This is a genomic window from Mesorhizobium sp. ISC25 (assembly GCF_042295465.1).
In the GTDB taxonomy this organism is placed as follows: domain Bacteria; phylum Pseudomonadota; class Alphaproteobacteria; order Rhizobiales; family Rhizobiaceae; genus Mesorhizobium.
Window position 1 is genome coordinate 5271761 of sequence record NZ_CP135441.1, and the last position, 12838, is coordinate 5284598.

Below are 12838 nucleotides of genomic sequence, written 5' to 3' on the forward strand. Positions count from 1 at the left end.
ATCCTGAACATTATGAATTTGAAATCCGATGGATGGCAAGCGATTTTCCTCCGACAGGACCCAGCCGGAAAGGAACGACGATGAAAGCGATCGAATTGCAGAGCCCGGGCGGCCTCGAGAACCTCAGAATGGTCGAGCGGCCGATGCCTGAGCCAGGGCGCCACGAGATGATTGTGAAGGTCAAAGCGACGGCGCTTAACTACCGCGATGCCGAGATCGTCCGCGGCAGCTATCACACGAAGTTTGCATTGCCGCTGGTGCCGCTGTCGGACGGCGTCGGCGAAGTCATTGCCATCGGCGGCGAGGTCAGCCGGTTCAAGATCGGCGACCGGGTCTGCGGCACGTTCTGGCAGCGCTGGGTCGGCGGCAGTTTCGCGATGGCCGAGCCCTCCTATCAACGCGGCGGCCCGATCGACGGGCTGCTCAGCGAATTTGCCCGGCTCGACGAACAGGCGGCGGTGCTGGCGCCGGCCAATCTGAGCGACCTCGAGGCGGCGACCCTGCCCTGCGCCGGCGTGACGGCATGGCACGCGCTGTTTACTGAGGGCAGCGTCAAACCCGGCGACTCCGTGCTTTGCCTCGGCACCGGCGGCGTTTCGCTATTTGCGGTGCAGTTCGCCGCCGCTGCCGGGGCGCGCGTCATCGTGACGTCGAGCAGCGACGAGAAGCTTGCGCGGGCAAAGCAACTTGGCGCGCAGGATGGAGTGAACTATCGCAGCGTCCCCGATTGGGCATCGGCCGTGCTGGGATTGACCGAGGGCCGCGGCGCCGACCATATCATCGAGGTTGGCGGACCGCAGAGTTTTGCACAATCGCTGAGGGCAGCGGCGCGGGGCGCCCAGATCAACGTCATCGGCTATCTCGGCGGCAGTGACGGCGCCATCAACCCGCTCGACATCTTCCGCCGGCAGGTCCGGGCGCGAGGCATACCGGTGGGCTCACGAGAATCTTTCGAGGCGATGAACCGGGCCATTGTCGTCAACCGGTTGAGACCGGTGATCGACCGGGTCGTGCCGTGGAGCCAGGCCGCCGAAGCCTTTCGATACCTTGAACACGGCTCGCCCTTCGGCAAGGTCGTCCTCGATCACATGCAATAAGCCCGCGCTTGCGAGTCCGGGTGCAATGAATCGCGAGATCGCGATCAGGGCAGGCGGTTGGCCCGTTGCAGCGCCTGCTGCGTCTGCTCGTCGGTCAGGCCCTGCAGGAAATCGTCCATCTCTTGGTCGATGAGCCCGGCGCGGCGGGCGACAACATACCAGGCGCCGGCGAGGATCAGATCCGGATCGGTGCCGATGCCGTTCATGTAGAGCTTGGCGAGACGGTTCTGGGCGGCGACATTGCCGCCTTCTGCGGCCTGTTTCATCCAGTTGAAGCCGGATTTCAGGTCGCGGACGCCGCCGCGCCCCTCGATCATCCAGGTGGCGAGATCGATCTGTGCCGTGTCGTAGTTCTGCCGCGCGGCCTGTGCCAGCAGGCCGCGGGCGCGGACATCGTCGCGCGGCTTGCCGCCGGCGCCATTGGCGTAGACCTGTGCCATCGCATATTGTGCGTCGGCAAGCCCGGTCGCGGCAGCGCGCTCGTAATAGGATACGGCTTTGGCAATACCGGCATCGCCGGGCTCCTGTTCGACCATCAGCTGCGCAAAATTGAACTGCGCCAGGCGGTTGCCGGCCTCGGCTGCGGCCTGCATCAGCGCATAGGCTTCCTTCTCGTCCTTTTTGACGTAGCGGCCGTCGAGCAGCATCAGCGCATACTGGAATTGCGATTCCGGGACGCCCTGCTCGGCGGCAAGCGCATACCACTTCGCCGCCCCTGCCGCGTCGACCGGCACGCCGAGGCCGCGCGACAAGATCTCGGCCACCAGCGTCTGTGCCGCCGGATCGCCGTTTTGAGCGCGGGAAAGCGCAAGGTTGTAGGCCGTCTTGTAGAGCCCGCGCTGAAAGGCGCCGTAGGCAGCGTCGGACGGCTTTGCGCCGAAGCGGTCGGGGTTGATGGTGTCGGCCGACGGCAACGGGGTGGTGGTGGCGGGCTGCGGCAATTGTGCGGCAATCGGCTTGTCGGCAGGTTCGCTGGAATCCGGCCTGGGCTGCGGCAGCGGAACGGGTTCCGCCGCTATCGCCTGCGTCACGGCCGTTGCAAGAAAGGCGCTGAAGAGGATTGTCCGCGAGCGCACGTCAGTCCTCGAAGCGCGGCGCGGTTTCGTCGAGCAGCGCGTTGGCGGCGGCGACCGCCATCTTCGGATCGACGCCGTCGGCGAAGACGGCGCTGGACAGCGCCACGAATTCGGCGCCGGTTGCGGCGACCGCTTCCACCGAGGCAAGATCGGATCCGGCCATGACGATGCAAGGGATCTGGATGACGTCCGCCCACCATTGCCCGAGCGACAGGTTGCGGGGGTGCGGCTCAGGCTTGTTGTCGTAGCCGAAGCGGCCGAAGAAAATGTAATCAGGCCTGACCTCGCCGAGTTCCAGCGCATCGTCGCGGGTCTTGGCGCCGCCGGTGCCGACCATCATCCTGGCCTGGAAGTGTTCGATCGTTTCGGCGAGCTCGTCCTTGCCGACCTCGACATGGATGCCGTCGGCCTGGACGCGGCCGGCGATGCGGGTGTCGCCGGCAATGATGACGGCAATGCCGGCCGCTTGCGCCACCGGCACGATCTGCACGGCAAAGGCTTGGAAGGCGGCCTCGTCCATACCGTTTTCCGGCAGGATGAGCGAGGCGACGTCACCGCCGTCGAAGGCCGCGGCGATGCGCTCGGCCGGCACGTTCGGCGGCGCGATCAGCACGATACGGCAGCGGTTGGGCGGCGTTGCGTCATTCATTGAATTCGATCCCGGTTATCGCCTATGCCGGGCGAAGATGGTTGCATTGCGGCATAGAGCAAAGTGCGGGGATTGAACAGGCGGCAGGGGGATCACGATTGCCGTCAACGATTCTATGGGGCTCGGCGCATGACGGCCGTTGGCCGAAATTCTCCTCGCCTGGCCGCTTGCGGGCTCTACGCAGGCACCTTCGATTTCCACAGCGACCAGCCGAGATTCATGCCGGCGGCGCCGACCAGGATCGCGGCGGCGCCAACGATCTGCGCCGGCTGCAGTCGATGGCCGAAGGCGACCACGTCGACGAGGATGGCGACGACGGGGTAGATGAAGGACAGCGATCCCTGCAGATACGTCGGCAGCTTCTGGATGGCGCCGTACATGAGGATGTACATCAGGCCGGTATGGACGATGCCGAGCGTCGCCAGCATGACCCAGCTCCGCGCATCGACGGGAAGGTGGGTGAGATTGGCGAAGGGTGCCAGCATGACGACGCCGACGCAGACCTGGATCAGGGCGATCAGGTGCGGCGGCGTGCCTTTGAGTTTCTTGGTGACGATAGCCGCAACGGCCCAGAAGAAAGCCGCGGCCAGCGCCATCGCAACGCCGGTAAAGTAGTCGGTACCATGATCGCCTGCATCGGGCGCGGCCTGCACGATCAGCAGCATGCCGGCGAAGGCAATGCCGAGCCAGGTCAGCTTGGTCATCGTCAGCCGTTCAGAGAAGAAGAGCGCGCCAAACCCGACCAGCATGAAGGGCTGCGTGTTGTAGACAGCCGTGGCGATCGAGATCGAGGCACGCGAAAACGCGCTGAACAGCAGCAGCCAGTTGATAACGATGGCAGCACCGCCGAGAGCCGCGATCGCGACGATGCGAAGCGACAGCCTGCCGCGCAGCAGTCCCAGCGCCGCGCAGATGATCAGCAGCGTTACCGCACCGAAGGCGCAGCGCCAGAACACCACGTCCATGATAGGTTGGCCAGAAAGGACGACGAACCAGCCGATCGTGCCGAGGATCGCCATCGCCGCCGTCATTTCGATCGTGCCGCGTACCGTGTTGTCCATGGATGCTCCTGAAATCCGTTGAGATTTCATAATCCCATGGCGGATCGGGCCTTTCCATGACTTGTAACTGGTGATATGCAGAACGAACCTAATTTAATTAGGTAAACATCGGCTTTTTCTTGGAATTGTAAAATGCTGGACGAGCTCGACAGAAAGCTCCTCGATATCCTGGTCAAGGATTCACGGACTTCGCTGAAGGAACTGGCGCTGCAGGTCGGGTTGTCGTCGCCAAGCGTTTCGGAGCGGCTTCGGCGGCTTGAGGATCGCGGCATCATTCGCGCGTTCACCATCGACATCGATCCGCAGGCGCTCGGATATGCCTTGCAGGCGATCGTTCGCATCCGGCCATTGCCGGGCAAGCTGCACATCGTCCAGAAGCTGATCGAGGAAATACCGGAATTCGGCGAATGCGACAAGGTGACGGGCGATGACTGCTTCGTTGCCCGGCTGTTCGTCCGCTCGATCGGCGAGCTCGACGGGATTCTCGACCGCATCGCCGACAAGGCCGAAACCAGCACCGCCATCATCAAGGCGCAGCCGATCCGGAGACGCCCGCCGCCGCTCGACATGCCAAACATGTGACGGGTTTCGGTGGCTTGGCCCACATATTTGCGGTCGCGGTCTGGCCATTTCTGGTCTATTCCAGAGTTCAACTTCCCTCCAGCGTCCCTTCCCCATGTCAGGCCTGCTCGTCGATCCCTGGTTCTATGCCGCGGCCATTCCGGCCGTCATCCTCGTCGGCCTGTCGAAAGGCGGCTTCAGCGGCGCCGTCGGCTTTGTCGGCGTGCCATTGATGGCGCTGACCATGCCGCCGGTTCAGGCTGCCGCAATTCTTCTGCCAATTCTGTGCCTGATGGACATTGTCTCGGTGTGGACATGGTGGGGCATCTTCGACCGCAAGATGCTGGCCGACATGATGCCCGGCGCCGTGATCGGCATCGCCCTTGGCTGGCTGACGGCGGCCTTGGTCACCGAAGAGATGGTGCGGCTGATCGTCGGCGCGGTTGCCCTGATCTTCGTGCTGCGCTGGCTCTATTTGCAACTCCGCCACGGTGCCGGCCACGCGGCGGAGCCCAACCGCGTCGCGGCCGGCTTCTGGGGTACTGTTGCCGGGTTCACCAGCTTCGTCGCCCATGTCGGCGGCCCGCCTTTTCAGGTCTACGCCTTGCCGATCAGGCTCGATCCGAAGGTGCTGTCGGGCACCGCGGCGATCTTTTTCGCCGTTACCAATGCGCTGAAGCTCATCCCTTATTTCGCGCTCGGCCAGTTCGACACCACCAATTTGACCGCGTCGGCGGTGCTGATGCCACTGGCGCCGCTGTCGACAATCGCCGGCGCCTGGCTGGTGCGGCGGATGCGGCCGGAACTGTTCTATCCCTTTACCTATGCGACCGTGGCGGTCGTCGCGGTCAAGCTTCTGTGGGACGGCATAGCCGGCCTTCTGTAAGACGGCGGCCCCTGTCGGCCGCCGCCGGATTCCTTAAACCTCAGGCGGCACTCGGCACCAGCGGCCGCGTCCTGCCAAGCGCGAGCGCGGCGCCGGTTGCCAGCACGAACGCCATGCAGCCAAGAATGGTGATGTCGTGCAGCGTCGGCTTCAGCACCATGTCTGCGATGATCACCAGCATCACCGAATAGTCGAAGCGCGCGGCATTGAGGACGCGCTGGCCCTGGGCAAGCACTGCCGGCGTCACGCCATCCTTGGCGATCATGCCCGCCATGCGGTCGGCCGTCGGCTTGAAGACGAACATGCCGATGCAGAAGGTCGTCGCATAACCGGCAAGGCCGATCAGCACCCACAGATCGGAAAAGCCGACCCAGAAGCCGCACATGATGAGGCCGAAGAGCAATGTCAGCATCGACATCGGCGCGAAGAACCGGTTACCGAGCTCGCCGGTGGCGCGCATCGCCTGCAGCATGCCTTCGACGTTTCCAGCGCGGTCGGCGCGTACCGCGAGCAGCATCAGCGTGAAGCCGCCGCCGACCCAGAGGATCGCCGAGACGATGTGCAGAAATTTAACGGCCGAGTACCAGTCCATTGTTCGCTCCTTGAGAGATTTTGATGATTGCCGGAGCGCAAGGTTTTGCTCCGCCTCGTTGCGAGGAACGGGCGTTTAGCGCGGCGCCTGTTTCGGAACGATGTCGCGCGCAGGGCCGTTTTGTTTCGGTATCTCGGTCACGATCTGGGGGGAACCATTGCGCAAGCGCGTCGCTCCCACTTTCCAGCCAGTGGTGTGAACGGCGCCCTGGCCGGTCAGCTGTGCTGTTACGGCACAGATGCTGGGCGCTTGATCGAAAAATATGCCCCGCGTTAAGGCTTCGTTAAGCTTTACAGGCGTTTACTATGTCCATCCAGTGATCTGGATTCTTACCGAGTGGTTGGAGCCACTTTGTTTGACGCCTCCCTGTTAAACTCCTGAGAGCCGCCTTATCCGCGGCTCTTTTTTTGTGCGCCGGCATGGGCGTCCTCCCGGCTAAATGCGGCCGTTAACCGTTTGTTAAACATGTGCTTGCCTTCGCTGGCAGCGAAGCGCATTTTCAAGCTTCAGTCGTTTAGGCTGCCGGATATGGCGGCCAAGAGCCGAATCGGCCGGCTGTCAGGCAAGTGCAGGGGCGTAGCGATGAACGAGCCTTCGAAGGCGAGCGCGAAAACCATCAAGCTGGCGGAGCGCCGGGTTTTCTCCCAATCCTTCAAGCCGCTCTATCAGGAAGGCATGGGCCTGGTCGAGCAGGCGGCCGAATATCTCGACGGCAAGGGCCGCGCCGAGGCCAAGAAGCTGTCGAGGCTGGCGGCGACGCTTTATGCGGCCGAATCGATGCGGCTGACCACCAGGCTGATGCAAGTCGCCTCGTGGCTGCTTTTGCAGCGGGCGGCGAATTCCGGCGAGATGACCCGCGATCAGGTGGCTTCCGAAAAATCCAAGGTGCGTCTCGACACCGCCTCCGCGCATGAGGAGGCGCCCGGCTGGGCCGATCTGCCGACGGATTTCGTCGACCTCGTCAACCGCTCGCTGCGGCTGCAGGCGCTGGTGCGCCGCATGGACGAGGAGATCTATGGCGGCCTCGCCGAGGTGCCGCCGTCGAGCCGTCGCGTCAATCCGGTGTCAGACCAGATCACGCTGCTGAACACGGCTTTCGCCCGCGGCTGACAGGCCGCTCGATAATTTTACTCTGACGCGGTTTTCTGCGCTACCTGCAGCGCCGCGCGTCCTTTGGACGCGCAAAGGACGCTGCAGCACTTTGATTACGCATGATCTTTTCCGAAAATCGAACCCGATTTTCGGAATCATGCGTGCTCACGGACCAAACGTCCGCTCCGCTTCGGTTCTCGAAAACCACGCCATCTGTTCTCGTCAGAGCGAACTCTCAAGCAGCCTGTGGGACGTAGCCAGACCTCGTTGCTGGTTTGTTCACATTTCGCTGGCATCGCTCCCCTAGCCAAGGGTAAACTTGGCGGATGGGGGAAGCGATTCGTATCATCGGCATCGATCCGGGGCTTAGGCGCACCGGCTGGGGTATCGTCGAAAGCCTCGGCAATTCGCTGCGCTTCGTCGCCTCCGGCACGGTACGGTCCGATGACAAGGCCGCGCTGGCGGTGCGTCTTTGCCAATTGCATGACGGGCTCGCCGAGATCCTGCATGCCGCGATGCCGCACGAGGCGGCGGTCGAGCAAACGTTCGTCAACAAGGATGCCGCGGCGACGCTCAAACTCGGCCAGGCACGCGGCATCGCCATGCTGGTGCCGGCGCGCGCCGGTCTCGTCGTTGCCGAATATGCGCCAAACGCCGTCAAAAAGGCGGTGATCGGCGTCGGCCATGGCGACAAGAAGCAGATCCACATGATGGTCAAGGTGCTGATGCCGAAGGCGACTTTCGACAGCGACGACGCCGCCGACGCGCTGGCCATCGCCATCTGTCACGCGCATCACCGGCAGAGCATCGCCTACAGGATGGCGGCGCTGGCATGAGGGATCGCAAATGATCGGCAAGCTAAAAGGCACGCTGGACGAGGTCGACGAGGATTTCTGCATCGTCGATGTGCATGGCGTCGGCTACGTCGCCTATTGCTCGGCGCGCACGCTTGCCGCGTTGCCGCCGCCCGGCGAGGCGGTGGTGCTGTTCATCGAGACCTATGTGCGCGAGGACATGCTGCGGCTCTATGGGTTCCAGTCGGTGCTGGAGCGCGAATGGTTCCGGCTGTTGATGAACAATGTGCAGGGCGTCGGCGCCAAGGTGGCGCTGGCCATCCTGTCGACGCTGGCGGCGGCCGATCTCGCCAATGCGATTGCGCTGCGCGACATCGCCATGGTCAGCCGTGCGCCCGGCGTCGGCAAGAAGGTCGCCGAGCGCATCGTCACCGAATTGAAGAACAAGGCGCCGGCCTATGCGGGCACTGCCTCCGGCACCATCGGCCTGAAGCAGGAGCTCGGCGAAGGCGTTGCCTCGGCGCCGATCACCGACGCCGTCTCGGCGCTGGTCAATCTCGGCTATTCGCGCGACACCGCCGCAAATGCGGTGGCGGCAGCGCTGAAGACGGCAGGCGAGGAGGCGGACGCTTCGAAGCTGATCCGCTTCGGCCTGAAGGAGCTGGCACGGTGAGACGTTGCTTGTCCGGTCCCTTGCCATATGCAAGGAAGGCGGCATGAGCCTTTCGCCACGCCTCATTGCTCCCGACAGACGCGGCGAGGATGCCGAGCAGACGTTGCGGCCGCAGACACTTGGCGACTTCGTCGGCCAGGCGGCGGTGCGGGCCAATCTCAAAGTCTTCATCGAGGCCGCCAAGGGGCGCAGCGAAGCGCTCGACCATGTGCTGTTCGTCGGCCCGCCCGGCCTCGGAAAGACGACGCTGGCGCAGATCATGGCGCGCGAGCTCGGCGTCAATTTCCGCTCGACCTCGGGTCCGGTCATCGCCAAGGCCGGCGATCTGGCGGCGTTGCTCACCAACCTCGAAGACCGCGACGTGCTGTTCATCGACGAGATCCACCGGCTCAACCCGGCGGTCGAGGAAATCCTCTATCCGGCGATGGAGGATTTCCAGCTCGACCTGATCATCGGCGAGGGGCCGGCGGCGCGCTCGGTCAAGATCGACCTTGCCCGCTTCACGCTAGTCGCCGCCACCACCCGGCTCGGCCTGTTGACCAACCCGCTGCGCGACCGCTTCGGCATTCCGGTGCGGCTCAATTTCTATTCGGTCGAGGAACTCGAGCAGATCGTGCGGCGCGGCGCCCGCATCCTTGCCATGCCGCTCGGCGACGACGGTGCTTTGGAGATCGCCCGGCGGGCGCGTGGCACGCCGCGCATCGCCGGCCGGCTGTTGCGCCGGGTGCGCGACTTCGCCAGCGTTGCCGGCGACGGCCATGTCGACCGCAAGATCGCCGACGAGGCGCTGACGCGGCTGGAGGTCGACGGGCTCGGCCTCGACGCGCTCGACCGCCGGTATTTGTCGATGATCGCCCGGAATTTCGGCGGCGGGCCGGTCGGCATCGAAACCATCGCGGCCGGGCTTTCCGAGCCACGCGACGCCATCGAGGACATCATCGAGCCCTTTCTGATCCAGCAAGGCTTCATCATGCGTACCCCGCGCGGCCGCGTGCTGGCGGCCAATGCCTGGCGGCATCTCGGCCTCGACGCGCCGAAGGACCTGGCGCAGCAGCAGATCAGCCTGTTCCAGGAAGAGCCCTAGCTTGCGGCTTCGTTGCCGATAGTCCCGGAAACAGCAACACTGCCAGCGAGAACAGCTCCGCCCTCCAGGTCTTGATCATCGCCTGTCTATGCGCAAAACAGGTGGTGCCAAAACAGATGCTCGTCGGGACCAAAAGGACAGCGCAATGGACGATCATGGTGAATCGGCATTGTCCGCCGGACTTTCCGGCGCGCTGACGGAATTCGGCCATCGATTGATGGCGCGGGTCTATTATGCCGATACCGATTTTTCCGGCGTCGTCTACCACGCGCGCTATCTCGAGTTCTTCGAGCGCGGCCGTTCCGATTATCTGCGGCTCACCGGCGTCCACCACACCGAGCTTGCCGACGGCAAGCATGGCGAGAAAATAGTCTGGGTGGTGCGGCGCATGGAGATCGACTTCCGCGGTTCGGCCCGCATGGACGACATCCTGACCATCGATACGCGCACCGACGAGATTTCCGGCGCCCGCATCGTCATGGCGCAACAGTTGAAGCGCGGCAGCGAAGTGCTGGTCGAGGCGCGGGTCGAAGCGGCGATCGTCGGCGAGAACGGCCGGCCGCGGCGCTTTCCCAAGGATTGGGTGGCAGCCTTCATGCCCAGAACGCGCAAATAAGGGCAGAGGCGGCAACTCGGAGCTCCCGGTCGGGGCCAGGATCGCCGGGCGGCTCGTCGGGGCGCGGCAATGCGCCGCGCTGTACGTCCTAACCCATCCTTAACCATAACGGTCCATGAAGGGATTGGTTAAGATTGGGAGAATCCAAGCGCCTTCCTTTCACCAATATTTGCCCCGAAAAGGCCGCCAACGGTGCATTTGGGGTTATTCCGCAAGCCTAACGCGAACGGACCACAAGGGATGCCCATGGGCCAGCCGCCAGCCACGCCCGGAAAATCTTTAAGGACGTAACATGGAAAACATCGCTCTCGCCGAACCGGGCGCGCATTTATCGATTTGGGCCTTGTTCATGCAGGCCGGTTGGGTGGTCAAGCTGGTCATGATCGGGTTGCTCTGCGCCTCGATCTGGACCTGGGCGATCATCGTCGACAAGCTCGTCGCCTATGCCCGCATGCGGCTGGCGCTCAACCGCTTCGAACAGGTGTTCTGGTCGGGACAGTCGCTGGAAGAACTTTACCGCACGCTCGCCGACCGCAAGACGACCGGCATGAGCGCGATCTTCGTCGCCGCCATGCGCGAATGGAAGAAAAGCTTCGAGAAGGGCGCGAAATCGCCGCTCGGCCTGCAGACCCGCATCGACAAGGCGATGGATCTGGCGTTGACCCGCGAGATGGAAAAGCTTGAAGGGCGGCTGGGCTTCCTCGCCACCACCGGTTCGGCGGCACCCTTCATCGGCCTGTTCGGCACGGTCATCGGCATCATGACCTCGTTCCAGGCGATCGCCGCCTCGAAGAACACCAGCCTTTCGGTGGTCGCGCCCGGCATCGCCGAAGCGCTGCTGGCGACGGCCATCGGCCTGCTCGCCGCCATCCCGGCCGTTATCGCCTATAACAAGCTGTCGTCGGACGCGAGCAAGATCGCGGTGCGCATGGAAGGCTTCGCGGATGAGTTCTCCGCCATACTCTCGCGCCAAATCGATGAAAAAGTCGCGCAGAAGGCCTGAGGAACGATCATGGGAATGTCCGTAAGCGCAGGTGGTGGAGGACGCGGCGGGCGCGGCCACAGGCGGCGCGGCCGCCATCACGCCTTGATATCGGAGATCAACGTCACGCCGATGGTCGACGTGATGCTGGTGCTTTTGATCATCTTCATGGTCGCGGCGCCGTTGCTGACGGTCGGCGTGCCGATCGACCTGCCGGATACCCAGGCCAAAGCGATGAACGCCGATACGCAGCCTATAACCGTGTCCATCAACCCGGCCGGTCAGATCTACCTCCAGGAAACCGAGATCCCGATCGAGGAGCTGGTGGCAAAGCTGCAGGCGATCTCGAAGACCGGCTATGACGAGCGCATTTTCATCAGGGGTGACAAGGCGACGGATTACGGCACGGCCATGAAGGTGATGGCCCGCATCTCGGCTGCCGGCTACAAGAATATCGGCCTGGTTTCACTGCAGGAACAGGATCAATAGACGCAAGATGAGGACCGGCCTCACCACATCGGTGATCCTGCATACGGTGGCGATTGCCTTCGGGCTGTTCACGTTGTCCTCGCCGCCCGCGATGCCTGCGTCCGATGCGGAATCGGTGTCGGTCGAGATTGTGCCGATGGAAGCGACGGCGCAGGTCCTGCAAGGCGACAAGAAGGCTGTGATGCACGACAAGCCGGCGCCGGTGCCGACGCAGCGTCCCGACATCGTTCCCGATGCCCAGAAAGTCGGCGAGAACAGCGTCGACACCGACAAGCCCCCGACACCTGAGCCCAAGCCCCAGCCAGTCGACACGACGGCGGCTCCGCCACCCGCGCCGACGCCGGTCGAAAAGCCCAAGCCCGAGGACGTGCCGAAGCCGAAGGAAGAGCCGAAGCCTATTCCCGCTACGGAGGTAGCGCCGGTGCCGCAGCCGAAGGAAGAGGTCAAGCCCGAACCTGTCAAGCAGACCGAGCCCAAGCCGACGCCGGCCAAGGAGCCGACGCCCACGCCGCCGCAGGACAAGACTGCCGCGATCGATCCACAGCCCGAGGTCAAGCCGGATGCCGTCGCCGAGGCGATTGCCAAGCAACCGCCAACCGAGGAGGCGCAGCTTCCCGACTCGGCGCCGGCGCCTGAGGCTCGGCCGAAGCCGCAGCCGGTCCAGGCCGAAAGCGCCAAGGCGCCGGAGCGCAAGGACGCCGACAAGCCGGTCAAGGAAGCCTCGTCCAGGCCGAAATCGGACGACAAGCAATTCAACGCTGACGAGATTTCGGCTCTGCTCGACAAGCGGAAGCCGGCCGGTGGCGGCGCCAAGCGCTCGACTCAACAGGCATCGCTCGGCGGCGAGAAGGATCAGGGCCAGAAGCTTTCGAAATCGGAGCAGGGGGCATTGGAGGCCCAGCTTGGTGGTTGCTGGACGCTTCCGGCAGGGCTCGAGGGTTCGGAGAATTTCGTCGTCGTGGTCCGGTTTAATCTCGACGCCTCCGGCAAGTTGGATGGCCGGCCGAGTATTGAAAAGTCGAGCGGAAACCGCCCGTTTGACGAAAGTGCAGTGCGCGCGGTTCAGAAATGCGATGTGGCCGGCTTGCAAGTTCCCGCGGGCAAGCAAGACATCTGGTCCGACGTTCGGGTCACTTTCGACCCCAGGGAGATGCTCGGCCTTTAGGCCCTGCGCCCACAGAGTCAG

General features: G+C 63.8%; 15 protein-coding genes. 11 read left to right on the plus strand and 4 right to left on the minus strand.

Translation table 11 applies throughout. From position 1 onward, the window contains the following. The first annotated feature begins 80 nt into the window (after positions 1 to 80). Positions 81 to 1097 (plus strand): NAD(P)-dependent alcohol dehydrogenase, encoded by a 1017-nt coding sequence (locus tag RQ479_RS25835; RefSeq protein WP_376702884.1) that lies wholly within the window; start codon positions 81 to 83, stop codon positions 1095 to 1097. A gap of 44 nt (positions 1098 to 1141) precedes the next feature. On the opposite strand, the gene RQ479_RS25840 is transcribed toward RQ479_RS25835, so the two are convergent. The 3 genes from RQ479_RS25840 to RQ479_RS25850 all read right to left on the minus strand — a co-directional run bounded on the left by RQ479_RS25840 (position 1142) and on the right by RQ479_RS25850 (position 3883). Next, positions 1142 to 2173, minus strand: a complete 1032-nt coding sequence (locus tag RQ479_RS25840) for a tetratricopeptide repeat protein (protein ID WP_292664044.1) — start codon at positions 2171 to 2173, stop codon at positions 1142 to 1144. 1 nt (position 2174) lies between these two features. Next, complete coding sequence (locus RQ479_RS25845; protein WP_376702885.1) at positions 2175 to 2822, minus strand: thiamine phosphate synthase; 648 nt, start codon at positions 2820 to 2822, stop codon at positions 2175 to 2177. A 176-nt stretch (positions 2823 to 2998) separates the two neighbouring features. Beyond that, positions 2999 to 3883, minus strand: a complete 885-nt coding sequence (locus tag RQ479_RS25850) for a DMT family transporter (RefSeq protein WP_376702886.1) — start codon at positions 3881 to 3883, stop codon at positions 2999 to 3001. A 132-nt stretch (positions 3884 to 4015) separates the two neighbouring features. Between RQ479_RS25850 and RQ479_RS25855 the strand changes: the two genes are divergently transcribed. Continuing rightward, positions 4016 to 4465: an Lrp/AsnC family transcriptional regulator gene (locus RQ479_RS25855; RefSeq protein WP_376702887.1), complete on the plus strand. Its 450-nt coding sequence runs from the start codon at positions 4016 to 4018 to the stop codon at positions 4463 to 4465. Between the two features lie 94 nt (positions 4466 to 4559). Then, on the plus strand, positions 4560 to 5330 hold the full coding sequence (locus RQ479_RS25860) for a sulfite exporter TauE/SafE family protein (RefSeq protein ID WP_376702888.1): 771 nt from the start codon (positions 4560 to 4562) through the stop codon (positions 5328 to 5330). A gap of 40 nt (positions 5331 to 5370) precedes the next feature. Here the strand turns inward: RQ479_RS25860 and RQ479_RS25865 are convergent, their stop codons facing one another. Beyond that, positions 5371 to 5922, minus strand: coding sequence for a DUF2269 family protein (locus RQ479_RS25865; protein ID WP_376702889.1), 552 nt, complete (start codon positions 5920 to 5922; stop codon positions 5371 to 5373). Between the two features lie 582 nt (positions 5923 to 6504). Here RQ479_RS25865 and RQ479_RS25870 point away from each other — a divergent pair. The 8 genes from RQ479_RS25870 (at position 6505) to RQ479_RS25905 (ending at position 12817) form a co-directional block, all read left to right on the plus strand. After that, entirely contained in the window at positions 6505 to 7032 is a 528-nt protein-coding gene (locus tag RQ479_RS25870) for a DUF1465 family protein (protein WP_376702890.1), read from the plus strand. Positions 7033 to 7340: 308 nt separating this feature from the next. Next, complete coding sequence (ruvC, locus tag RQ479_RS25875) at positions 7341 to 7850, plus strand: crossover junction endodeoxyribonuclease RuvC (RefSeq protein ID WP_376702891.1); 510 nt, start codon at positions 7341 to 7343, stop codon at positions 7848 to 7850. A 10-nt stretch (positions 7851 to 7860) separates the two neighbouring features. Continuing rightward, complete coding sequence (gene ruvA / locus RQ479_RS25880) at positions 7861 to 8481, plus strand: Holliday junction branch migration protein RuvA (RefSeq protein ID WP_376702892.1); 621 nt, start codon at positions 7861 to 7863, stop codon at positions 8479 to 8481. A 43-nt stretch (positions 8482 to 8524) separates the two neighbouring features. Next, on the plus strand, positions 8525 to 9565 hold the full coding sequence (ruvB, locus tag RQ479_RS25885; RefSeq protein WP_352454896.1) for a Holliday junction branch migration DNA helicase RuvB: 1041 nt from the start codon (positions 8525 to 8527) through the stop codon (positions 9563 to 9565). Between the two features lie 145 nt (positions 9566 to 9710). Continuing rightward, positions 9711 to 10181 (plus strand): tol-pal system-associated acyl-CoA thioesterase, encoded by a 471-nt coding sequence (gene ybgC / locus RQ479_RS25890; protein WP_376702893.1) that lies wholly within the window; start codon positions 9711 to 9713, stop codon positions 10179 to 10181. Between the two features lie 292 nt (positions 10182 to 10473). Next, entirely contained in the window at positions 10474 to 11184 is a 711-nt protein-coding gene (gene tolQ, locus RQ479_RS25895; protein ID WP_254816465.1) for a protein TolQ, read from the plus strand. 9 nt (positions 11185 to 11193) lie between these two features. Then, positions 11194 to 11652: a protein TolR gene (gene tolR, locus RQ479_RS25900; protein ID WP_254816466.1), complete on the plus strand. Its 459-nt coding sequence runs from the start codon at positions 11194 to 11196 to the stop codon at positions 11650 to 11652. A 7-nt stretch (positions 11653 to 11659) separates the two neighbouring features. After that, positions 11660 to 12817 (plus strand): TonB family protein, encoded by a 1158-nt coding sequence (locus RQ479_RS25905; protein ID WP_376702894.1) that lies wholly within the window; start codon positions 11660 to 11662, stop codon positions 12815 to 12817. The last annotated feature ends 21 nt before the right edge of the window (positions 12818 to 12838 follow it).